The sequence below is a fragment of the Pseudomonas sp. BF-R-19 genome (genome assembly GCF_019956445.1).
In the GTDB taxonomy this organism is placed as follows: Bacteria; Pseudomonadota; Gammaproteobacteria; order Pseudomonadales; family Pseudomonadaceae; genus Aquipseudomonas; species Aquipseudomonas fluorescens_BH.
This window is the reverse complement of sequence record NZ_JAHBDN010000022.1, coordinates 130,160-152,019: the sequence shown is the minus strand read 5'-3', so window position 1 is coordinate 152,019 and position 21,860 is coordinate 130,160. Positions and strand designations below refer to the sequence as shown.

Below are 21,860 nucleotides of genomic sequence, written 5' to 3'. Positions count from 1 at the left end.
GCCAACCAGATACAAGCGGGTTTGACTTATCGAGTGGCGCCTGCATACTATTGGAACGTCGTTCCAGTACGAACAATGTTGCTCACATTCACCTCATTGTCAAAGATAAGTCGAGAAAAATATGAGAGTCGTCAAAGGTGCTGTTGACCGTTGTCTGGAGGCTATTGAGCTGCTGGCACGTGAAGCTCGCTGGATGCGGATGTCCGATATCGCAGCTGAGTTGGGCCTGGAAAAGGGGCCCGCTCATCGAGTGCTTGCTCAGTTAGTCGAGCAAGGGTGGGCAGAGCAGGATGAAGCCACCTCGCAATACCGCTTGACTCTCAAGCTTGCACTGTTGGGGCAGCGCTATTTACATGGGATTGGCTTGCCTGAATTGGTCCAGCCGATCCTTGAGCAAGTGGCGGTTCAGTGTCATGAGTTGGTGCGGCTGACGGTGGTCAACGAGGGCACCTTGTCCTGGCTGTCTTCGGCCCAAGGCGCTGCGCCGGGGCTCGTGTATTCGCCAGCCATGGATAAACCGATCAATCTCTACGCCACCGCCAATGGCAAGGCCTGGCTGGCATCAATGCCTGATGAGCTGGCCATTGAGCATGCGCTGCGTAGCGGATTGGGGAAAGCTGACGCCGGGATGGGGCCGAAAGCGATCAATAGCATTGAAGGTTTGTTGGCCGAGCTAGCGCTGACCCGAAAGCGCGGGTATGGCTTGGTCATTGAGGAAGCCGAGGCAGGTGTTTGGGCGATTGCCGTACCGGTCAAGCTGGTTCCGTCCGGCACTGTGGTCGGCACGATGAGTATCGCCGGCCCGGTCTTGCGCATGCAGCCTGAACGTTATGACGAATTGCATGCTCTGCTGGAAGATGCAGCCAACAAGCTGGGGACGGTTTGGCCGCGCCAGAACAGCGTGCATACGGAGAACGTATGAGCCAACTCGCACCTGCATGGACCGAGGCGGGGGCAGGGCTGGAAGTCGCCGCTGCCGCTCTGGTCCGTGCACGGCTAGAGGGGGGTCGGCTGGCATCCTTGCCAGGTCCGAACCTGCCAACCAGCCTCGCACAAGGTTTTGCCATCCAGCAGCACGTGGGGCCATTGGCTGGAAAAACCGTGGGGGGGTGGAAGTGTGCGTTACCCCCGGCTGGCAAGTGGATCGTGGCCCCGATCTACAACGACAGCATTGTAAACGGCGAACGTTACCGACTGGCCGCCGACGCCGATAAGGCGCGCATCGAGCCTGAACTGGCATGCGTCCTTGCCCGTGATTTGCCGGCACGTGTCGAGCCTTATACAACTGAAGAGATTGTTGCAGCGATCAGCGATGTGCACCTGGCATTGGAAGTGATCGACTGCCGTTACACCGATCCTCACACACTGCCATTCGAGCAATTGCTCGCGGACGGTCTATTCAATCACGGCCTGGTACTTGGGGCGCCAATCACGCTGTCGAACTCTGCCAGCATGCCCTCTGAACTGGATATCACCCTGAGCGATGCAACGGCAGAGCTTCTGAATATCAAGGGCCGCCATCCGGACGGGGGTCCGTTGTTGCCGATCGTATGGCTGGCCAATTTTCTGTCTACACAAGGGATAGGGCTGCAAGCAGGGCAGGTGATTATCACCGGGTCCTATGCAGGTGTTCTCGATGTGCCCGTCAATCAGCCACTGCATGTTCAGTTCGGCGAAGCAGGCTCATTGTCTGTCCATTTCTCAACGCTGGAGGAGTAACAAATGCGCTTAGTTCGTTTTGGTTTACCGGGGCAGGAACAGCCGGGAATTTTGGACTCGCAAGGGATCGTGCGAGACCTTTCGGGCATTGTCGACGACATCGATGCGTCGGCCCTGAGCCCGACAGTGCTCGAAAAACTACGTGCTGTGGACGTTGAAAAGCTGCCGGTGGTGGCGCCTGGCACACGTCTTGGTCCTTGCGTAGGCAGCGTACCGAACCTGATTTGCATCGGTCTGAACTACTCCGATCACGCGGCTGAAACAAATACACCTATCCCGAGCCAGCCGGTGGTCTTCAACAAACACACCGCGTCCATCAGTGGACCCAATGACCCGGTCATTTTACCAACGGGGGCTCAGAAGCTTGATTGGGAAGTCGAACTGGCCATCGTCATCGGTACGCCTGCCTGGCAGATTGATGAGTCGCAGGCTTTGGATCACATCGCCGGTTATTGCTTGGCCAATGATGTTTCCGAGCGGGCTTATCAACTCGAGTACGAAGGTCAGTGGACCAAGGGGAAAAGCGGCTTTTCTTTCGCACCTCTGGGACCTTGGCTGGTCACTCGCGACGAAATTGCCGATCCGCAGGCACTTGACCTCTGGCTCGACGTGAACGGCAAACGTCTCCAGACCGGTAATACCCGTACGATGATTTTCAGCGTTGCACATATTGTCGCGTACCTCAGTCGCTTCATGCCGCTAATGCCGGGTGACGTCATCATTACAGGAACGCCGCCAGGTGTGGGGCTCGGGCAGAAGCCACCGGTATTCCTCAAGGCGGGTGACACCATGCGTGTCGGTGGCCAAGGGCTGGGTGAACAATTTCAGACCGTGGTTCCTTACGTTGCTGAAATGGGGGCTGCATGGGTCGCCGGTCGCCATCCCAATGTTGACTGACTATCGCTAGAGGAAAACGCTATGAGCTTTGCAGGAACAGGTGTAGTCGCGATCTGGCATGATCTTTTGCCCGAAGCGCGGGACGAGTTCTATGAGTGGCATAACCGTGAACACATGCCTGAGCGGGCTGGAATTCCGGGTTTTTTGCGGGGCCGCCGATACATCGCTTTGGATGCAGGGCCGACCTATTTCAACCTCTATGAGGCTGACACTGTGCAGGTGTTGGGAGGGCAGGATTATTTATCGCGTCTCAACAGTCCGACGGCATGGACCCAGCAGTCAGTGAAGTCCTATCGCAACGTCGCTCGATCCATTTGCGAGGTCACTTACACCAGCGGTGTAGGGCAGGGCGCGTATTTGTTAACGGTCCGTTTCGATGTTGTCGAAGGGCGGCATCAATCGGTGTCAGACGCATTGCGCCAACGCGTGCTTCCTCCCCTTGTTGATACACAGGGTATTACCGGCGTGCATTTGTGTGTTGCTGATGAGGCCGTGAGCAAGGTTGAAACCGCAGAGAAAAAGGCCCGCGCCGAAGGGACCCAAATACCGGCCTGGATCGTCATGATCGAAGGTTGTGCGCCTGACTACGTTCGCGTCGCCGGCGAGTCTTTTGTGGCCGAGTTACAACGGCTGTTGGAGGGGCAATCGATGGGACCAGAAACCACGCTTTATCAATTGGAATACACACGTTGCAAAACGCCGGGGTGTGCGGGTTGATCGCCGAGCGTTCGAGTACGTTTTAACTTTCAGTTGTTGTTCTCACGCAATTTCTCACGAGCGTGCCATTGCAGGCATTGAGTTAGGCTCGCGTCTGCGCACGCTCGGATTTTGCTTAAGGTGATATTAACCAATTATCAAGTTGCTCAATAAAGGGCTGTTAAAAGACAGAAAGGGATTTCCGCAGTTGCTCGATAGTTAACGCTTCGCGCTACCTGTGAGCAAGTTGAATAACGAGCTAAAAATCGCAACAAAACAATAATAACTCATTGTGAGAAAACATCATGCGCTACCCTATTAGTTCCCGCAGCGTGCCTGCACATCAATCCCTGATCAGTCTGACTCTTGCGGTCTGCGCGGGTTCGTCAGTGGCTGTTCAAGCCGATCAAAATAGCGGCTTTGTCGATGGCGCTAAGGCCACCCTCAATTTGCGCAACGCTTACATCAATCGTAACTTCACCAACCCGAACGCCGCCCAAGGTAAAGCTGAGGAGTGGACCCAGAGTTTCATCCTCGACGCCAAGTCCGGTTTCACCCAGGGCGTGGTCGGTTTCGGTGTGGATGTGCTGGGCACGTACTCGGTCAAGCTCGACGGCGGCCGTGGCACGGCAGGTACACAATTGCTGCCCGTGCATGATGACGGTCGTCCGGCCGACGATTTCGGTCGCCTGGGCGTCGCCCTGAAAGCCAAGGTGTCGAAGACCGAATTGAAGGTCGGTGAATGGATGCCAGTGCTGCCGATCCTGCGCTCCGACGACGGACGCTCCCTGCCACAAACCTTCCGTGGCGGCCAGGTGACGTCCACGGAAATCAGCGGCCTGACCCTGTACGGCGGTCAGTTCCGCGCCAACAGCCCGCGCAACGACGCGAGCATGGAAGACATGTCGATGAACGGCCGCGGCGCGTTCACGTCCGACCGTTTCAACTTCGGCGGCGGTGAATACGCCTTCAACGAAAAACGCACCCAGGTTGGCGTCTGGTATTCGGAACTGTCCGACATCTACCAACAGCAGTATTTCAACCTGACCCACAGCCAGCCCATCGGCGACTGGACCCTGGGCGCCAACCTCGGCTACTTCATCGGCAAGGAAGACGGCAGCGCTCTGGCCGGCGACCTGGACAACAAAACCGCGTTCGCCCTGCTCTCGGCCAAATACGGCGGCAACACCTTCTACGTCGGCCTGCAAAAAGTCGGCGGCGACGATGCCTGGATGCGCGTCAACGGCACCAGCGGCGGCACCCTGGCCAATGACAGCTACAACTCCAGCTACGACAACGCCCAGGAAAAATCCTGGCAACTGCGCCACGACTTCAACTTCGCCGCCGTCGGCGTGCCGGGACTGACCCTGATGAACCGCTACATTAGCGGCGACAACGTGCACACCGCCGCGGTCGACGACGGCAAGGAATGGGGCCGTGAAACCGAACTGGCCTACACCGTGCAGAGCGGCGCGCTGAAAAACCTCAACGTGAAATGGCGCAATGCGTCGATTCGTCGGGACTTCAGCACCAATGAGTTTGATGAAAACCGGATTTTCATTAATTATCCCATCTCACTGCTATAAAGCGTCTTTCGATCGCACTCCTTGATAAGTAGGCGTCGTTTAGGCACGCCGCTACTTTTCTAAAACTCTCTGGTTTTCATGAGCGTTGGTTCCAATAATTTCTGCGCCAGCGCCAAGGCCTCATCTTCAGTAGCTGTCATGAGCATGGGATAGCCCCAAAATTTTTCATACACAACTGCGAACGCTTTGCCTGCTAAGCGTTTGGTGAGACTTGATTCGATATGAATCGAGGCTTTGACATACCTCTTGAGTTCGCTTTTATGGCGCTTCATCCACAGAGCCATTTGTTTCATTTCGTCTGGTGAGTGTTCCGGTTGTTCCTTATCTAGACCTTCGTTGCTTAGGAGGACGAAGGGTTCATTGCGAGCAATCAAGGCTTCGAACTTAGCAAGTGACTTTTCTTGGCTATCGCCCAGTGTGGTTTTTTGCAACCAAACGAACGGAAATTGGGTGGCATCGATACGCATTTCTATAGTCCTTCGACGAGTTGCCAAACCTCTGTGATGTCTCGCAGTTTCAGGATACCCTGTAAGCGAGCTGGCGTGATTGCACAGTATTGCCACAATGTTGTTCGAGTCAGCCAGATTTTTTTCTTGGCTTAGCGAAAGGCGCGCACCTGCTATGGCGAACACTGCTAACAAAGACACGTTTACCAAGTGGGACGTCGATAGCTTTTCGCGGCCCGTCGTTGCACTCAGCGCTTCAATGGTTAGCAAGGACTGGGAGCAAGCCAGTCATCAACATCGTAAGGCGCAACTGCTTTACTCCGTGCGCGGTATCCTCAATTGTGAAATAGAAGATGGCGTCTGGATCGTTCCACCGCAATGTGCCGTATGGATACCCGGTGGTTTGTCACATGCGACACGTGGTTCCGGAGAAACAGAATGTTATTGCCTGTTTGTTGAACCTGATGCCGCCCCGGATCTTCCGCGAGGCTGCTGCACGATTGGCGTGTCGCCGCTGTTGCGTGAGTTGCTGCTGAAGGCGGCAGGCTTCTCGGGAAACGCAGTCACTTGCGCGCGCGAAGAACGCTTGATCGCAACGTTGTTGGATGAATTGTCGGCGGCCCCCGTGCAGGACCTGCATTTACCGATGCCTCGCGACACGCGTCTGCGCAGGCTTGCTGAAATGCTCTTGGCCGACCCTGCGGTTAAGATTTCGGTGCACGATTGGGCCACTCGCATCGGTATGAGTGAGCGCAGCATGAGTCGGCTTTTACTGCAGGAAATAGGGATGAGTTTTGGGCGTTGGCGTCGGCAGTTGCATGTGATTCTGTCACTGCAACGTATGACCAAAGGAGAGAGCGTTCAAACGGTTGCATTGGAGCTCGGTTATGAGGGACCCAGCGGCTTTATCACGATGTTCCGCAAAACCGTAGGCAAACCTCCTGTGCAGTATCTTTCCACCCGCTCAGCCAGCGCTCTCATCGCGAGTGAATCATTGCACGTGCCGTCAATCCTGTTTCCTTGATGACGTGTAACGGCGGCTAATCGGACCCCATCGTTTCTGGTGCTGTATTGCGATCTGCCTGTCCCAAGGCATCGTAGAACGATACAGGAAACATACCTCCTTCCTTACCCAATCAAAGTCAAAATTGACGGCGGTTACGCTCAATTCCGGCCAGAAAACGCCCCGTCGCGCACATTGGCTGAACTGGAAAATAATCTGGCCATACCTCGATATCTGGCAATGGCTGCTTGTTGCTAGATTGCGCGACAACGAATGAAAATCAATTTCACTTGAGGTTGATTCCTCACTTCTGTTCTCCGGTCTGGTTCCGGTTGAGTTCTCGGCCTTCCCTCGAATCCGTCTCTCGATGGTCGGCCGCTGTCTGTTTTTTTCTTGATAAGGAATGTCTGATGTGGAGTTCGTTGACTTACTGCGGTGAGAGGCACCATTGCGTGGCTCAGTGTCTGGTGAAAAAACCAGTTGCTGCAGCGCTGATTGTGTTTTTAGGTAGTTCGAGTTGTGTGATGGCGCAGGACACTGTCGAAGCTGATGAGAGCACCCAGTCTCAGGGCGTGATGATCCTCCCATCGGTGACGATAAGCGCGACAGGAACACCCGATGCCACCACGACGGAAGGGACTGGACTTTACACCACTGGCCGGACCACCGCCGCGACTCGCTTGCCGCTGACGCTGCGGGAGACGCCGCAATCAGTTTCCGTGGTCACACGTCAGCGCATGGACGATCAAAAGCTGGATTCAGTCCAGGGAGTGCTGGAGAACACGACCGGCATCTCGTCTTACCAATCTGATAGCCAACGCACGAGCTTTTATGCCCGAGGCTTTCTGATCGACAACATCCAATATGACGGCATACCGGCCGTCATCGGCGACGTCATAAACGGCAGCGGTATCAGCGACCTGGAAACTGCCTTTTACGACCGTGTCGAAATTGTGCGCGGGGCTAACGGACTTCTCACCGGCACGGGCAATCCGTCGGCCGCCGTCAACCTGGTGCGCAAAAGACCAACGCCGGAGTTTTCGGCCTCCACCTCTATCAGTGCGGGGTCATGGGACAGTTTTAGAGAGGTGGGGGATATTTCCGTACCCCTGACAACCGACGGTCGCGTTCGGGCACGTATGGTAGGGGTCAATAATGATGGCCACTCTTACCTCGACGGTTATCAAACACAAAAGCAAGCGCTCTACGGGATCATTGAGGCAGATCTCACTGAAGACACTACTTTGGGTATAGGTTACGACTACCAGAATAGTTCCCCTAAGCGACCGACTTGGGGCGGTACTCCTCTATGGTTCAGCAATGTTTCAGAAGCAGAATGGTCGCGTTCCAAATCTGTGGCTGCGGACTGGAGCCGCTGGGACAGTGCCCGGCAGAGTGCTTTTGCCGAACTGGAACACCGGTTTGATAACGGTTGGAAAGTCCAGGGTGTCGTGAATCAGTACCGTACTAAGTATGACACCCAGCTAATGGGGAGTTCTGGTACACCTGACCAGGATACTGGATTGGGCAGTTTTCCTAATGGCGCTTATCCGAAAGCGTTGGCCGGCGAAGGTAAAAGCCGTCAGAACACCTTTGATGTGATGGCGAGCGGTCCCTTCGACTTGATGGGACGCCAACATGACCTGGTGGTGGGAGGTATGAGTTCTCGATATACCTCGAACAAAGACGACGTCAGCCCCTTTTTTTCAGGGTTCACGCCCGTCAACATCTACGATTGGAATAGTCACTTCCCCAAGCCTGACTTCGATGCAATGACGTCAATACCGACCAATACCGAGATTAAGCAGCGCGGTTTCTACAGTACGGCGAGACTCTCTTTGGCTGATCCATTGAAGTTGATTCTAGGCGGGCGGTTCAATCGATACGAGATCGACGAGACCGCAGGCGGAACACCGTTCAGTTTTAAAAAGAGTAATGAATTTACGCCTTATGCAGGTTTAATATACGACATTGACAGTACGTATTCTGCTTATATCAGTTATACCGGCATCTATAATCCTCAATCATCATTCCGAGACAGCAACGGCAACGTCCTTACGCCTACTGAAGGTAAGACGAAAGAGATTGGCCTCAAGGCTGAATACCTGGGAGGCAGACTGAATGCGTCTGTCGCATTGTTTGACACCGAACTGGACAATGCTGCACAAGCGGACGGCAGTCTTCTTACGCCAGGCGGAGCCCAGGCTTACAAAGGAATTGACGGAAACAAATCCCGTGGGATCGAGTTTGACATGCAGGGTGAGGTTGCTACCAATTGGAATGTCTACGCTGGCGTTGCGGCTTTCACGGCCAAAGATGGTAATGACGCCAGGCTTAATGCTCAGGTGCCACGCACTACCGCTCAGATGTTCACGACGTACACATCACCCGGAATATGGGAGAAGCTAACGTTGGGTGGAGGCATCAGATGGCAAAGCCGCTTTTTGAGCAGTAGTACCAGCACACGGGTAGCGGAACAAGATCCCTATGCGTTGACGTCACTGATGGCCCGTTATGAGATGACAAGTCACATGGACGTATCAATCAATGTTAATAATGTGTTTGATAAAAAATATGCAACGCAGAAGGGCGACTTCGACACGGTAAGTTATGGAGCGCCGCGGAATGCTCTGATGACATTGAACTATAAGCTGTAGCTCGCGTGGGTAAGCGCTGCGACCTAACTATTGGGCACCTCGAATAGATCTTGGAAATAGGCAAGCATCTCAACGGTGAGGTTTCGTGATTTCTCCCGTAGGCGCGCACCTGATAAGTCTGCTCCGTGCTCAAAAGCAGTAAGTAACGGTACGTGGTCATACCGTTACTTACATCCAGGCTTTGGGTTCCGATTTCATCTAACCTCCTCGGGTGTCCCAGCTTAATTGCCTTCAGCGCATAACAATCAGTCCGGCAGCAGGGGCCTGTCAGACGACCCTGCGAAAGCCAACGATCGCTTTGGTTTCGAGAAAATCGCCGAACGCAACCTCTCCCCATTCACGACCGTTACCCGACTGCTTGTATCCCCCGAACGGGGCCGCCAAATCCATGTCGGCATAATTGAGCGTGATTTGTCCGGCCCGAAGTTTACGCGCCACTGCCTCGGCGGCTGTATGTTCGCCCTGAACATAAGCGGCAAGACCGAATACCGTGTCATTGGCGATCGCTACTGCGTCTGCTTCATCGGTATAACCGATGATGACAAGCACCGGGCCGAAGATCTCCTCGCGGGCGATAGTCATGTCATTCGTCACGTTGGAGAAGACGGTCGGCCGGACGTAGAAACCGGTGTCGAGCCCTTCAGGTCGGCCAAGCCCCCCTGCGATCAGCGTCGCACCTTCTTCGATGCCGACCTGGATCAGGTTCTGGATCTTGCTCCACTGCGCCTCGGAGGCGACCGGGCCCATTTTGGCATTGTTCGCCGGGTGTCCCACGACCCACTCCGCTGCAGCTGCACGCGCGAGATCGGCGACTTCCGCCATTCGCTCCGCAGGGACTAACATCCGCGACGGCGCATTACATGATTGACCGCTGTTGAGCATAATTTGAGCCACGCCCGCCGCCACGGCTGACGGAAAATCGGCGCTCGGCAAAAGGATGTTCGGCGACTTTCCGCCCAGTTCCTGGTGTACGCGTTTCACCGTCAGTGCAGCATTGCGCGCTACCTGGATGCCTGCGGGGGTGGATCCAGTAAACGAGACGAGATCGACTTCAGGATGGCTAGTCAGTGCTTCGCCAACACCCTTGCCGTCTCCATGTACCAGATTAAAAACACCGGCAGGTACACCGGCATCGTGCATGATCTCGGTAAAGATCGTCGCCGAGAAGGACGACACTTCAGATGGCTTCACCACCATCGTGCAGCCTGTCACCAACGCTGCGGCCACCTTGCAGTTCAACTGATTGAGCGGCCAGTTCCATGGCGTGATTAACGCACAGACGCCAATCGGCTCGCGTACGATCTCAGTGGTGCCCATCTCGTGTTCGAAACTATATTTGGCTAACGCGGCGCGAGCGATTTGAATGTGGGCGAGGCCGGCCGTGACTTGCAATTGCTCGGCAAGCCATAGCGGTGCGCCCATTTCGTCGGACACTGCTATCGCAAGGTCATGTGCGCGCAACTGGTGGGCTGCGATGATTCGATCGAATAGTGCAAGACGCTCATCAACCGATATCTGCGAGAAGGTCTGGAAGGGGCTCTCGCCGCTGCGACCGCTTCATCGACGTCGATGGTGCCACCGAGCGCGACCTGGCCGGCAACCGTTTCGTCAGCCGGATTAATTACATCTATTACGGTATTAGCTGCGGGCTTCACCCACGAACCATCGATGTAAAACTGAAGATTTTTGCGCATTTTAGTCCTCGTCATATTGGGCTTTCCAAAAAGGTCAGGCCGCTGGGATCAGTGCACCCCGCGTCGATATCGAAGGCGCTTGGCCAATCGAATCGCAGAGAGGCGTCGATCAAAGGTCGCAATGGGGCATCGAGTGAAACCATCATTGTCGGCCATGACAAGGTATACGTGATAAACCTAGAGTCAATTAGGCACTTAATGTAGCGCTGGTAGGTTTAGGGATACCGCCAGCAGAACTATCAAGTAATGCGTTGCAGGGTGGCAGTGGCGGGGAGTCGTTAAAAAGAATCACGTAGTCAGCTTTACGTCCGCGGCCTCGTCAAACTTCAACCGGGCCGCCTCAACCTCGGGCAATTTATCGAGCGTCCATTTATGCAATTCGCGAAATGGCTGCTGCAGTGTTCGACCCAGTTGAGTGATCTCATACTGGACTGCCACGGGCGAGAATGAAATGACCTCGCGCGAGACGAGACCATTTCGTTCCAGCCGCCGCAGGCACTGTGTCAGTGCCTTCTGAGTGACGCCTTCCAGACGGCGCCTGATGGCGTTAAAACGATGCGGCCCGTCATCAAGCACCGCCAGCACCATCATTGACCACTTGTCTGCGATTTGGTCGAACAGCGCCCGGCTTGGGCACTCCGACGAAAAACATTGCGGCTTTAATTCCAGCATCGAAGTTTCCTCATGTATACCTAGGCGACTCTAGGTGCCTAATTGACATTTGGTTTACAAAATATACTTATATGGCTTCCGAAAGCAAATGGAGTCCATCCAGTGTCAAATCCTGATACCAGCGTTTTATTCCGTCCTTTTTCCATCGGCTCGCTTGAGCTGAAAAACCGGATTGTCATGGCGCCGATGACGAGGCAATTTTCGCCGGAGGGCATTCCCGGCGAAGGGAGCGCTGCATACTACCGGCGGCGCGCTGAAGGTCGGGCCGGATTAATTTTGTCAGAAGGGACGGTCATCGATCGTCCCGCTTCACGTAACGGTTCCGGCATTCCTTTTTTCCACGGTGAAGCAGCGCTGGCCGGATGGAAGAACGTGATCGATTCTGTCCACAATGCGGGTGGCCGTATGGGGCCGCAACTCTGGCACACCGGTGCAGTGCGTGACGTCAGCGGCTGGGAGCCTGATGCGCCCGTCGAAAGCCCATCTGGCCTCGATTCGCCAAACGACCCGCGCGGTGTGGCGATGAGCGAAGAGGATATTGCAGACACAGTTGCGGCTTTTGCCAAGGCAGCCGCGGATGCCAAACGCCTGGGTTTCGACACCGTTGAGATCCATGGGGCTCATGGTTATTTGATCGATCAGTTCTTCTGGGCCGGCACCAATCTGCGCACCGATCGTTATGGCGGACCGACGATCAAAGAGCGCTCGCGCTTTGCCGCTGAGATCGTGTCTGCCGTTCGTCATGCGGTCGGCCCCGAATTCCCTATCATCATGCGCGTTAGCCAGTGGAAGCCGCAGGACTTTGGGGTGCGCCTCGCCGAGACCCCTGCATTAATGGAAGACTGGCTGCTGCCCTTGGTCGAAGCGGGTGTTGATGTTCTGCATTGCTCGCAGCGACGCTTCTGGGACCCTGAGTTTCCCGAAATTGATGGTGAGAACGGGCTGAACTGCGCAGGCTGGGCAAAGAAAGTTACTGGAGCCACAACCATTAGCGTCGGTTCGGTCGGGCTGGATAACGATGTGACTCACGCATTCGCCGGCAAGGGATCAACCCCTGCGAGTCTGGATCGGCTCGTCGAGCGTATGGAGCGCGAAGAGTTTGATCTGATCGCAGTAGGGCGTGTTCTGCTGAGTGACAAGGATTGGGTCGCCAAAGTGGAACAAGGCGATTACGCGGACCTGAAGGGCTTCAATCCGGCCTCTTTAGCCGAATTGGCTTGAACCTCGTAACGGAGTGGAGAGTGTGAGGCCACACAGGTTTTAGTCTGAAGGAATCAGAGGTCTCGCCTCGGATTCTGCGAGCTCGAGTCGTAATTCGTTGTTGAGTACAGCTTGCACTGTTTCAATGACCGACCTGTTATGACCACTCAACATCCGCCAGAGTTGGATTGAATTACAGTGGCGCCCGGGCATCTATGTGCGAGTCGTAGATGCCCGTCGGCCAGGTGATACGGCGTCGCCATGGGTATGCCCGTATTTTTAGCCATCGCCGCTACTCGAAGTTTGGAGGCGATGAACAGGACTGATCATGACACCTATAAACCAATCAGTGACGCTCATAAAAAACAACGTCACGCGGTTTACCTGTAACGGGTGCGGAACTTGCTGTAAAGAACGTCTTATTCCTCTGACTCTTCAAGAGGCCGAGGAATGGTTAAATCGCGGTGGCGACATCGCAGTCATACTCGAAGTTTTCGACACATCAGCCTTCCCGTTGCCAGAGCACTACGCCCACAGCGTGCAACGCGCGGTAGACGTCGTCAGTGGAGATGCACGTATTCAGGTAATAGCCATTTTCGCGGGCAACGCACTGACACAGTGTCCAAGTTTAGGGGAGGATAACCACTGCGAGATCTATGAAGATCGACCGCTGGTCTGTCGAATCTATCCGATGGAAATCAATCCATTTCTAACCGTACACCCCGCAGAAAAGGTCTGCCCTCCGGAAGTCTGGGAGACGGGAGAGGTGTTGTGTTCTGACCGTATAGTTGATCCTGTCTTGGAGGATCAGATTCAACGCTCCCGTCAGGCTGACCGTGACGACGCCAAGGCTAAAGTTTTAGTATGCGCGGCGATGGGGATGAGTGTTGCCGCCTGGAAAGGCAACGCGCTGGCTGTTTACTTGGCCGACCGTGCGCAGTTGCAGCGGGCCATCAGTCTCGTTCGCGCGGGGGGCGATGTGCCGGCAAATGTGTCTTGGAAAGTACGTGTCAATGATGCTGACCTCCGCACTCGTCTGCATGAAGCAGGTGTTGAACTGGATCTTCGCGCACAGACTGAATATATCTTTCACTCGATTTAATCGGAGAGTTTAGTGATTTGCCAGGCTTATTAGTCACCTAATGACAGCTTCATGCCGATTACTGGCCTATGTCGGCCTTGAGCCAAACTCGCGGCGAATCAACTTTGCCAGCGTTCGAATATAAACTTCGCCATATCGCGCGCAGGCGTAGCCCGCAGGATATGGCGATGCTGGAAACAGGGCTAATCGACTGCTTTAACCATGTCTTCGATGACCTTCTTGGCATCACCAAAGACCGTCATGGTCTTGTTCAGTTAGAACAGTTCGTTGTCCAGGCCGGCATAGCCGCTGGCCATCGAGCGCTTATTGACGATGAAGGTCTTGGCGTTGAACGCTTCGAGAATCGGCATGCCGTCAACCGGCGATTTCGGATCGTTCTTGGCGGCCGGGTTGACCACGTCGTTGGCACCCAGCACCAGCACCACGTCGGCTTGGCCGAACTCGGAGTTGATGTCTTCCATCTCGAACGTCCTGGTCGTAAGACACTTCGGCTCGGCCAGCAGCACGTTCATGTGCCTGGGCATGCGCCCTGCCACTGGGTGGATCGCTTACTTCACGGTCACGTCACGATGGGCAGCTTCTCGGTCAGCTCTTTCAGCGCATGTTGCTCCCGCACTACCGCCAAGCTATAGCTTGGAACGATGATCACGGTGTCGGCGTAGGTCAGCAGGAAGGTTGCGTCGTCAGCCGAGCCGGATCTCACCGGGCGTGCTTCTTTCGAGCCTGCTGCGTCGGCCGCGTCGGCGCTGTTGCCGAAACCACCGAGCAGCACACTAAAGAAGGAACGGTTCATCGCCTTGCACATGATGTACGAGAGGATCGCGTCGCTGTAGCCAACCAACGAACCGGCGATGATCAGCATCGCGAAAAGTCAGTCCCGTGGATGTTCAGCACATCAACGCACAAGTGACCTCCACACAGGTCCGTGACAAGGGCGAGTTGGCTTGCGATTCGTTCGGTGTGCGGGAGTGGCTCTGGCGTGGCGATCAGCTTGACCAAGTCTGCCACCGGGCATCTTCTGGGTGCGGCCGGAAGCATCGAAGCGATCTTTACCGTATTGGCGCTTCCCGACCAGATCGTATCCCCTACGCTCAACTTGAATCATCCCGATGAGGCGGCTGATGGGCTTGACTTGGTAGGCCTCAAGTCCCGGGAGATGGCGATCACGAACGCACTCTCAAATGGGTTCGGTTTTGGCGGCGTTAACGCGAGCGTGCTGTTCCGCCGCTGTGCGCCTGAGTTTGAAGTGTGATGGCAGATTATGCCCAGAAGGCAGCAGATGAGTCGCTGTAAAGGCAGCAAGGCAGATGCGACGCGCGCTCTGATTTTGGACGCAGCGGCGAGGTTGTTTTTCAAAGTTGGTGTGAACGAAGCCAGCATCATGCCTGAGGTAGGCATGACCAATGGGGGGCTATAAGTACTTCAGTTTCAAGGAAGTGCTTGCGGCTGAAGTCTGCCGTCTTTCGTTTCGTAAGACGCAAGGTATATGGGAGGCGCAAGCCGCGCGGGCTGGATTGACGACTGAAAACCCCTATCGATATTTGATCTTCCGGTACCTTGCTTTTGCTGGAGAGGGCCGGTGTGCAATCGTTGCGTTCAGTCATGACGCGGTGGGGCGCGTCCCCGAGCAATTGTGTTCGCAATCCTATCGAGAAGGGACAAGGGTTTTGTTTGACACTTTACTTAGTGTGGCCCAGGCGTCGGGTCCTAGAAGAATGAAGGAGCAAGTGCTGGTCCACCTCTCTGCAATGCTGGGAACAGCGCTTCTGCATAGAACTTTCGGGGCCGAGCAGTGGGGGTAGGAGACTGAGAGGGCTTTGCTGGATCAATTGGACTGATGTTCCTAGACAGCGTGCTGATAACCGCTAAGTCGTCACCGGGTCCGAGCCCACGCCGCTACCCGGCGTAGACATCGACAACAAACGCATTTTGGACTCTACCGGCGCGTTGTCTCTGACCGAAGCACCTAATCATCTGGCGGTCATCGGCACGGGCGTTATTGGGCTGGAATTAGGCTCGTTGTGGCGGCGCCTGGGCGCGAAAGTCACGGTGGTGGATACCTTGACCACGTCGCTCACGGGACAGATCTGGAAGCAGGCAAACCCAGCAACGCTCACTCTCACTCCAGGGCATTACGTTCAAGCTCAGTTCAAAAGTCACCACCCCAACCACGTCGAATCACGGCGTGAATCTCAGCGTGGAACCCGCAGACGGTGGCGACGCTGAGCTGATCGAGGCTGATGGCCGCGCCTACAAGATTGGGAAATTCCCGTTCAGCGCCAACAGTCGCTCGAAGGTCAATCACGAGACTGATGGCTTCGCCAAAGTTCTGGCCGATGAGCGAACAGACGAAATCCTCGGAGTGCATCTGCTAGGGCCGAGTGTAAGCGAAATAATCGCCGAATTTTGCGTCGCCATAGAGTTTACGGCCTCCTCCCAAGACATTGGACTGATCAGCCACGCCCACCCCACTCGCTCCGAAGCGATGCGCCAAGCTTCGATGAGCGTGATTGGGCTGCCGACGCAGTTTTGATGGCAGCGCAAGCCATAATAGGTCAACTTTGCGGGGAGGGTGCCTTTGGTGATGCTAGAAAACTCCTGTGCGTCGCGTTGGAAGATGTGTCACAACTGCGGTCCAAATGGCTTTGCCTTCCAACGTGGGCTCAACCAATCCGTGATACTGCGGCTCGTTGAACACCGCGAGGTTGGGCGACGGACCGCCCTCAATCGATTGCGTTTGACGTGGCGCCGCGTTGGCCTGGGCTGTGAGAGCGAAGGGTTCGCGGTGCCGCAGCATACGTTTTCGCATCGCTTGCCGCGAACAGCGACTGCACGAAGGTGTTGCCCAAGTCAAGGTTGGCTCCGTTCACCAGCGCCACGCTACCTTTGATCTGTATACTGATTCTCCCGTTGTTGCTTGTTACGGAAACGAGACGCAAAGCCTCAGTAACTTCGCTTTTATTTCGCGAGATTGCCTCGTAGAAGGAACAGCGCAAGCGCGATCAGGCACGCTGTCGTCTGTACACCGCCCAGCGTCGTGACCGGCGCAAATGTTAGTACCGAGACTAGCCAGGTTGTCAGTGCAGCCGCCCCCATGGAAAAAAAACCCAGCAGGGCGGAAGCCATCCCGGCTTCTTTGCCGAAAGGCCCCATGGTGATGGCTGTGCCCAGTGGATTGGCCAGGCCCATGCCCCAAAGAAACGTGACCATTGAAAGGGCATACCATCCAAGGCTCGGATCGGTCGGACCTGCGAGGAGTAGTCCTGCGCCTGTCATGGCACAGGCAATGCCGAGTGTGGTAATGAGTCTTGGGCCGTAACGATGCGCCAGGCGCGGGGCCGCCATGCCAGCTGCGAACACAACGAATACCGTGCAGGCGAAGTACAGGCCTGTCTGCAACGACGTCAGGCCGATCCCTTTCATCAAAATAGCGGGGGCAGCGGCGAACGACGCGAACAGTCCGCTCATCAGCAGGCTCATCGAAAGAGCAGGCAGGATGAAGCGCTTATCCAGCGTCAACCGCCAATAGGCTCGCATTACACTCTTGGCTGAATGCGGCGCGCGTCGGTCGGCTGGATGGGTTTCACCGAGACCGCGCACGTAGAAAAAGGCGAGCGCTATGGCGGCTAGCCCTACTAGGATAAAAATTGCCCGCCATCCAAGCGTGACCGACAGCAGGCTCCCCGCCAGTGGTGAAAAACCTGGCGCTGCTGCGGTGGCGATCATGGTCAGCGACAAGGCACGAGCGAGTGCCTCGCCCTCAAACAGATCCCGTGCAATTGCGCGCGACAACACAGAGGCGGCGCACACGCCCAACGCCTGGATGACGCGCCCTGCAATTAGCGTATCGAGTGTGGTGGCGAGGCCTCCAATGACGGTGCCCACCACGAAGATCGCGAGTCCGCCCAGCACCAGCTTCTTGCGTCCGTAGCGGTCAGCCAGTGGCCCGACCACCAACTGGCCCAGTGCAAAGGCGATGAAGAAGCTGGACAGCGTCAGGCCAAGCTCGCGAGCGTCTACCCCCAAGTCTGCGCCGATGACGGGGAACGCCGGCAGGATGATATTCGTGGACAGCGTGCTGATAGCCGCTAAACCTGCAAGCAGTGCCACAATTTTCCCGGTCAGTGGCTGGTTGAATGGTCGCGATTCCGCTCCGATAACCGCCAATGTGCCCTTAGCCTCCATGCGTAATCTCCCGTGCACGCTGTATACAAATAATGTGAGCGGCGTCGCCTTGGAGGCCAGCCTTTCGATAGGTAAAGGATGTATTTTTGACGTCGGCCGCCCGAGTTGAAGGGCGGACAAAAGTTGTCGTCATGGATTTAAATCCTTTGGCTTTTTTTTCAAGGGCGTTTAGGTTCAAGCTTGCGCGCGAAAAAATCATGCCACTGATGTGTCATCGGCATCGTCGCCAAGGCACTCGATACAGGCATCCAGAAGATCGTGCAATTCGGCCACGCGCTCGATGCCTAATAGCTCGTTGAGTGCCGTTTGCGCGATCATCCAGGCGCGCTGTCCTTCAGCTCGCTTCGCGTGTCCAGCCTCAGTCGCCTCGACAAGACGGCTGCGAGAATCATCGCCTGCACCCACCTTCAGCAAGCCTTGGGCAGCCAAAGGCTGAAGGTTCCTGGTCAAAGTCGAAGCATCCATCTGCATGCGCTTTGCCAGATCACTTGGACGAATTGGCCCTAGTCTGACGACATGCGATAGCAGCGCGTACTGCGTGTTTTTCAACCCGGTCTCTGCGATATAGTGGTCGTAGTGACGCGTCACCATGCGTGTGAGCTGGCGAAGCTTAAGGTTGGTGCATCCTTGTGGCTTGATCGGTCTCTTCATGCGGTATATTGTACCTGCAACTATTGCATATACAAGTATGTGGGGAAGGAGTAGCTGATGGATGTTGATCAGGTTGTTGCGCAATGGATTGAGGAGGAGCAGACCGTCCGTGCTCGTCTTCAGGTAACTGATGTTATGCCCAGAGGGCAGGCTTTCAGCCTTACGGGGATGGGCGTCTTTGAGGCTATCTTTGCCGGGGAGTTGCCACCTCCACCTATCGGAGACACCCTCGACTTTGTGCCGATTCACATGGAACCCGGAGTCGCTGTCTTTCAAGGTCGGCCCGGGCGCAGGCATTACAACCCTTTGGGCACCGTGCACGGTGGCTGGTTCGCAACGCTACTGGACTCGGCGGTGGGCTGCGCCGTGCATACAACTCTGGCTGTTGGCAAAGGCTACACCACGCTTGAACTGAAGCTAAATGTGGTGCGTGCCTTGACCGATGCGGTGCCGTTGGTGCGTGCTGAGGGCAAGGTGATTCATGTCGGGAGCCGGGTCGCCACGGCTGAGGGGCGGATCGTCGGCCCTGACGGAAGGCTATACGCGCACGCCACCACGACATGCCTGATTTTCGATCACCCTACAACCACTTCGATGCGCTCTGATGGCCAAGTCTGACATCGTTTTTTGTGCCCCAATCCGGACGCCGATCGGCACCTACGGCGGCGTACTAAGAGACATCCCTGCGCCGGCCCTTGGCGCAATGGCGGTAGCGCTATGGGGCCGGCCCGGCTAGCCGCCCCCGGGGCTGGTCTGCCAGTGCAGCTCTACTCAATGTAAGGCGATTTGGTCGGATCGCTCCCCATCTGATTAACGGAGAAAACATGAGTAGCGTCAACCTGTCTTAACTCGTGCTGCGTTTTGCCGCAACTGATCTAAATAGTCAGCCCATTGCTGAGCAGCCTCCCGGCGCTGCACTAGCAGTTGTGCGCGCGCATATACAGCTCCAAGAGCTCCTGGCATTCGGTGAGATAACGATAGTTCGAGCACGATTGGATCGATACCCAAGTGCTCGTGGGCAATGGTCCGGTAGGTCGCGCGAAAGCCGTGGGCTGTGATGTCGTACTCTGGCCAGATGCGTTGAAAGGACTTGAGCATGGAGGTCGGGTTTATGGGACGTCCCGGATAAACCGGTGAGACGAACACCCAGCCTTTACCTTCTTCATCCACCACGCGGGTTTTATGTAGCTCGCGTAACAGAACCAAGGCTTGTTCAGGCAACGGCACGATATGTTTGCTCTTGTCCAGATGCTTGGTCTTGCTCACCACATAACGCCAATCGGCGCCCACCAAGTCGACATCTTCCCAGCGCATCTGCACCAGTTCGCCTGGGCGGACCGGCAACATGACCAGCAGGCGCATTGCGGTGGCAACGCTGCCGTCGTTGCAGTCATCAAGCCGTAGAAGAAACCTGCCCAGGTCGGCTGGCCTTTCGATCGCCGGGTTGCTGGTCACGACATGGCGGATCTTCAACTCCTCAATGTTGCTAAGCGCCACATTGCGTTCCACCCATCCGCGCCCCTCGGCAAAGCCCAGGACGGCACGGATGATGGTACGCACGCGCCGGGCCATGGCCATGGTGCGCTGGCGGCGCAACTCCGTAATGATTGTAGTGATGTGCTCCAGCTTGATCTCGCTGACAGGTTTGTTACCGATCGCGGGCAAGATGTGGTTGTTCAGCGCTCCGTTAAACCCCGCGATGGATTTGGTTACCAGCTCGGCAGACTTGAACGTTAACCATTGCTTGGCTACGTATTCGAAGGTGCGCACCTCGTTGAGCAGGTGTGCTTCGATCTTGGCGGTCTTGGCCTTGAGCGGAGCGGTGTGGTTAGCCACGTCGCGGCGTGCGCCGCGGGCAATCTCGCGCGCCTCCTTGAGACCAATGTCGGGGTAAGCGCCGATGGAGAAGCGGTTTTCCTTACCATGCAGCCGATACTTCAATCGCCAAACCTTGGAAGGGGATTTGCCGACCTTGCTCGACGTCCTTACCTCCAAGTAGAGGCCAGGGACTTCGCCATCGGCGTGTTTGCCGGGTTCGGTCAGTGAGCGGATCAAGGCATCGCTGAGTTTTCGTTTGAAAACGACCGCATTATCTGGGGGCATCGGTGGGGGCATCCTTTTTAAGGAACCGAAATTTGCCCCCAATTATGCCCCCATGAGTCGTGGAATCCATTGGATTTAGACAGGCGGCAGTGGACTTAAATTATCAATAAGCGGTTGTTATAAAACGGTTTTATGGAATTCAGTGGAATTCCATTACAGGCTATCGGGGTCCCCGAAGAACATCTGGATCCGCGACCGCAACCAGCGCTCCCCCGGATCATTATCCTGCGACCCGCGCCAGGCCATATGCAGTTCGAAACTGCGCACCGGCAACGGCGGATCTTCAGCCCGTACACCGCCCGCGGCAGTCAGCGCATCGGCTGTGTAATCCGGCACCGTCGCCACGATGTCAGTTCCGGCGAGCAAGGTGCTCAGCCCGTTGAACTGCGGTACGGCGAGCACCACATGCCGTTTGCGCCCGAGTTTTTCCAGCTCCTCATCGATGAAGCCGCTGAGGTCGCCGGCGAACGACACCAGTGCATGGGGGCGAGCGCAGTAATCGTCCAGGCTCAACGGCCCCGGCACGGTGTCGGCGCGCAACAGCTTCGGCTGGCTGCGGCGCAGTACCTTGCGCTTGGCGTTGGCCGGCAGGTCGGTGGTGTAGCTGACACCGATGGATATCTCGCCGGATGCCAGCAACCCCGGCATCAGGATGTAGTTGACCCGGCGCACCACCAGCACAATCCCCGGCGATTCGGCACGCAGGCGCTTGAGCAGCATGGGCAGCAAGGCGAACTCGACGTCGTCCGAAAGGCCGATGCGGAACACGGCGGTACTTGTGGCAGGATCGAACTCGGCCGCACGGCTGACGGCGGTGGAAATCGAATCCAGTGCCGGCGAGAGCAGGGCGAAGATCTCGACCGCCCTGGCGGACGGCTCCATGCTGCGGCCGGTACGCACAAACAAAGGATCATCGAACAAGCCGCGCAGGCGCGAGAGCGCCGCACTGATGGCTGGCTGGCCGAGGAACAGTTTTTCCGCAGCACGGGTCACGCTGCGTTCGTGCATCAATGTTTCGAAAACGATCAACAGGTTCAGGTCGACACGACGCAGGTCATTACGATTCATCTGGAGTCCTGGCAGAGTCAGCAAGCTTGACGTGGGCGGCCATATGAGAACAATGGCCAGCAGGAATATTACGGGGAAAGGCTGGTACTCTGCACCGGGTAATTCAGATTTCCTGTAAAGGCGGCTTCGGTTTCTCACGGCATTTGACGATATCGCCGCCGCTGCGGAATCAATGACAGGC

General features: G+C 56.1%; 16 protein-coding genes and 4 pseudogenes. 12 read left to right on the top strand and 8 right to left on the bottom strand.

Going from position 1 to position 21,860, the window contains the following annotated elements; translation table 11 throughout:
* The first annotated feature begins 121 nt into the window (after nt 1-121).
* The 5 genes from KGB28_RS01785 to KGB28_RS01765 all read left to right on the top strand — a co-directional run bounded on the left by KGB28_RS01785 (nt 122) and on the right by KGB28_RS01765 (nt 4,898).
* Complete coding sequence (locus tag KGB28_RS01785) at nt 122-922, top strand: IclR family transcriptional regulator (RefSeq protein WP_223441631.1); 801 nt, start codon at nt 122-124, stop codon at nt 920-922.
* Entirely contained in the window at nt 919-1,719 is an 801-nt protein-coding gene (locus KGB28_RS01780) for a 2-keto-4-pentenoate hydratase (RefSeq protein WP_223441628.1), read from the top strand. Before KGB28_RS01785 ends, KGB28_RS01780 begins: the two co-directional genes overlap by 4 nt.
* Nucleotides 1,720-1,722: 3 nt before the next feature.
* Nucleotides 1,723-2,616, top strand: coding sequence for a fumarylacetoacetate hydrolase family protein (locus KGB28_RS01775; RefSeq protein ID WP_223441625.1), 894 nt, complete (start codon nt 1,723-1,725; stop codon nt 2,614-2,616).
* Between the two features lie 21 nt (nt 2,617-2,637).
* Nucleotides 2,638-3,333, top strand: a complete 696-nt coding sequence (locus KGB28_RS01770; protein WP_223441623.1) for a DUF4286 family protein — start codon at nt 2,638-2,640, stop codon at nt 3,331-3,333.
* Nucleotides 3,334-3,617: 284 nt separating this feature from the next.
* Nucleotides 3,618-4,898 (top strand): OprD family porin, encoded by a 1,281-nt coding sequence (locus KGB28_RS01765; RefSeq protein ID WP_223441621.1) that lies wholly within the window; start codon nt 3,618-3,620, stop codon nt 4,896-4,898.
* 59 nt (nt 4,899-4,957) lie between these two features.
* Here KGB28_RS01765 and KGB28_RS01760 read toward each other — a convergent pair whose 3' ends face one another.
* Nucleotides 4,958-5,365 carry a hypothetical protein gene (locus KGB28_RS01760; protein WP_223441619.1) on the bottom strand — a complete coding sequence of 136 codons (408 nt, stop codon included), beginning with the start codon at nt 5,363-5,365 and terminating at the stop codon, nt 4,958-4,960.
* 154 nt (nt 5,366-5,519) lie between these two features.
* On the opposite strand from KGB28_RS01760, the gene KGB28_RS01755 reads away from it, so the two are divergent.
* On the top strand, nt 5,520-6,368 hold the full coding sequence (locus KGB28_RS01755; protein ID WP_223441617.1) for an AraC family transcriptional regulator: 849 nt from the start codon (nt 5,520-5,522) through the stop codon (nt 6,366-6,368).
* A gap of 389 nt (nt 6,369-6,757) precedes the next feature.
* Nucleotides 6,758-9,004, top strand: coding sequence for a TonB-dependent siderophore receptor (locus tag KGB28_RS01750; RefSeq protein ID WP_223441615.1), 2,247 nt, complete (start codon nt 6,758-6,760; stop codon nt 9,002-9,004).
* Between the two features lie 267 nt (nt 9,005-9,271).
* Here KGB28_RS01750 and KGB28_RS01745 read toward each other — a convergent pair.
* Both KGB28_RS01745 and KGB28_RS01740 read right to left on the bottom strand, forming a co-directional pair.
* Nucleotides 9,272-10,698, bottom strand: a pseudogene (locus tag KGB28_RS01745) (aldehyde dehydrogenase family protein).
* 288 nt (nt 10,699-10,986) lie between these two features.
* Nucleotides 10,987-11,370: a winged helix-turn-helix transcriptional regulator gene (locus KGB28_RS01740; RefSeq protein ID WP_223441613.1), complete on the bottom strand. Its 384-nt coding sequence runs from the start codon at nt 11,368-11,370 to the stop codon at nt 10,987-10,989.
* A 102-nt stretch (nt 11,371-11,472) separates the two neighbouring features.
* On the opposite strand from KGB28_RS01740, the gene KGB28_RS01735 reads away from it, so the two are divergent.
* Both KGB28_RS01735 and KGB28_RS01730 read left to right on the top strand, forming a co-directional pair.
* A complete protein-coding gene (locus KGB28_RS01735; protein WP_223441610.1) occupies nt 11,473-12,591 on the top strand; it encodes an NADH:flavin oxidoreductase in 1,119 nt (372 codons plus the stop codon).
* A gap of 307 nt (nt 12,592-12,898) precedes the next feature.
* A complete protein-coding gene (locus KGB28_RS01730) occupies nt 12,899-13,672 on the top strand; it encodes a YkgJ family cysteine cluster protein (RefSeq protein ID WP_223441607.1) in 774 nt (257 codons plus the stop codon).
* Between the two features lie 182 nt (nt 13,673-13,854).
* Here the strand turns inward: KGB28_RS01730 and KGB28_RS01725 are convergent.
* Nucleotides 13,855-14,537: pseudogene (locus KGB28_RS01725) on the bottom strand (NAD(P)(+) transhydrogenase (Re/Si-specific) subunit beta); the annotation flags it as partial.
* Nucleotides 14,538-14,542: 5 nt separating this feature from the next.
* Between KGB28_RS01725 and KGB28_RS01720 the strand changes: the two are divergent.
* Both KGB28_RS01720 and KGB28_RS01715 read left to right on the top strand, forming a co-directional pair.
* A pseudogene (locus KGB28_RS01720) lies at nt 14,543-14,924 on the top strand (beta-ketoacyl-ACP synthase II); the annotation flags it as partial.
* Between the two features lie 617 nt (nt 14,925-15,541).
* Nucleotides 15,542-16,205, top strand: a pseudogene (locus KGB28_RS01715) (FAD-dependent oxidoreductase); the annotation flags it as partial.
* Between the two features lie 425 nt (nt 16,206-16,630).
* On the opposite strand, the gene KGB28_RS01710 reads toward KGB28_RS01715, so the two are convergent.
* Nucleotides 16,631-17,857 (bottom strand): multidrug effflux MFS transporter, encoded by a 1,227-nt coding sequence (locus tag KGB28_RS01710; RefSeq protein WP_223441604.1) that lies wholly within the window; start codon nt 17,855-17,857, stop codon nt 16,631-16,633.
* 195 nt (nt 17,858-18,052) lie between these two features.
* A complete protein-coding gene (locus KGB28_RS01705; protein WP_223441602.1) occupies nt 18,053-18,508 on the bottom strand; it encodes a MarR family winged helix-turn-helix transcriptional regulator in 456 nt (151 codons plus the stop codon).
* 57 nt (nt 18,509-18,565) lie between these two features.
* On the opposite strand from KGB28_RS01705, the gene KGB28_RS01700 reads away from it, so the two are divergent.
* Nucleotides 18,566-19,126 (top strand): PaaI family thioesterase, encoded by a 561-nt coding sequence (locus KGB28_RS01700; protein WP_223441600.1) that lies wholly within the window; start codon nt 18,566-18,568, stop codon nt 19,124-19,126.
* 216 nt (nt 19,127-19,342) lie between these two features.
* Here KGB28_RS01700 and KGB28_RS01695 read toward each other — a convergent pair whose 3' ends face one another.
* Complete coding sequence (locus tag KGB28_RS01695) at nt 19,343-20,611, bottom strand: tyrosine-type recombinase/integrase (RefSeq protein WP_223441598.1); 1,269 nt, start codon at nt 20,609-20,611, stop codon at nt 19,343-19,345.
* Nucleotides 20,612-20,764: 153 nt separating this feature from the next.
* Complete coding sequence (locus KGB28_RS01690) at nt 20,765-21,679, bottom strand: LysR family transcriptional regulator (RefSeq protein ID WP_095942189.1); 915 nt, start codon at nt 21,677-21,679, stop codon at nt 20,765-20,767.
* Nucleotides 21,680-21,860 lie beyond the last annotated feature (181 nt).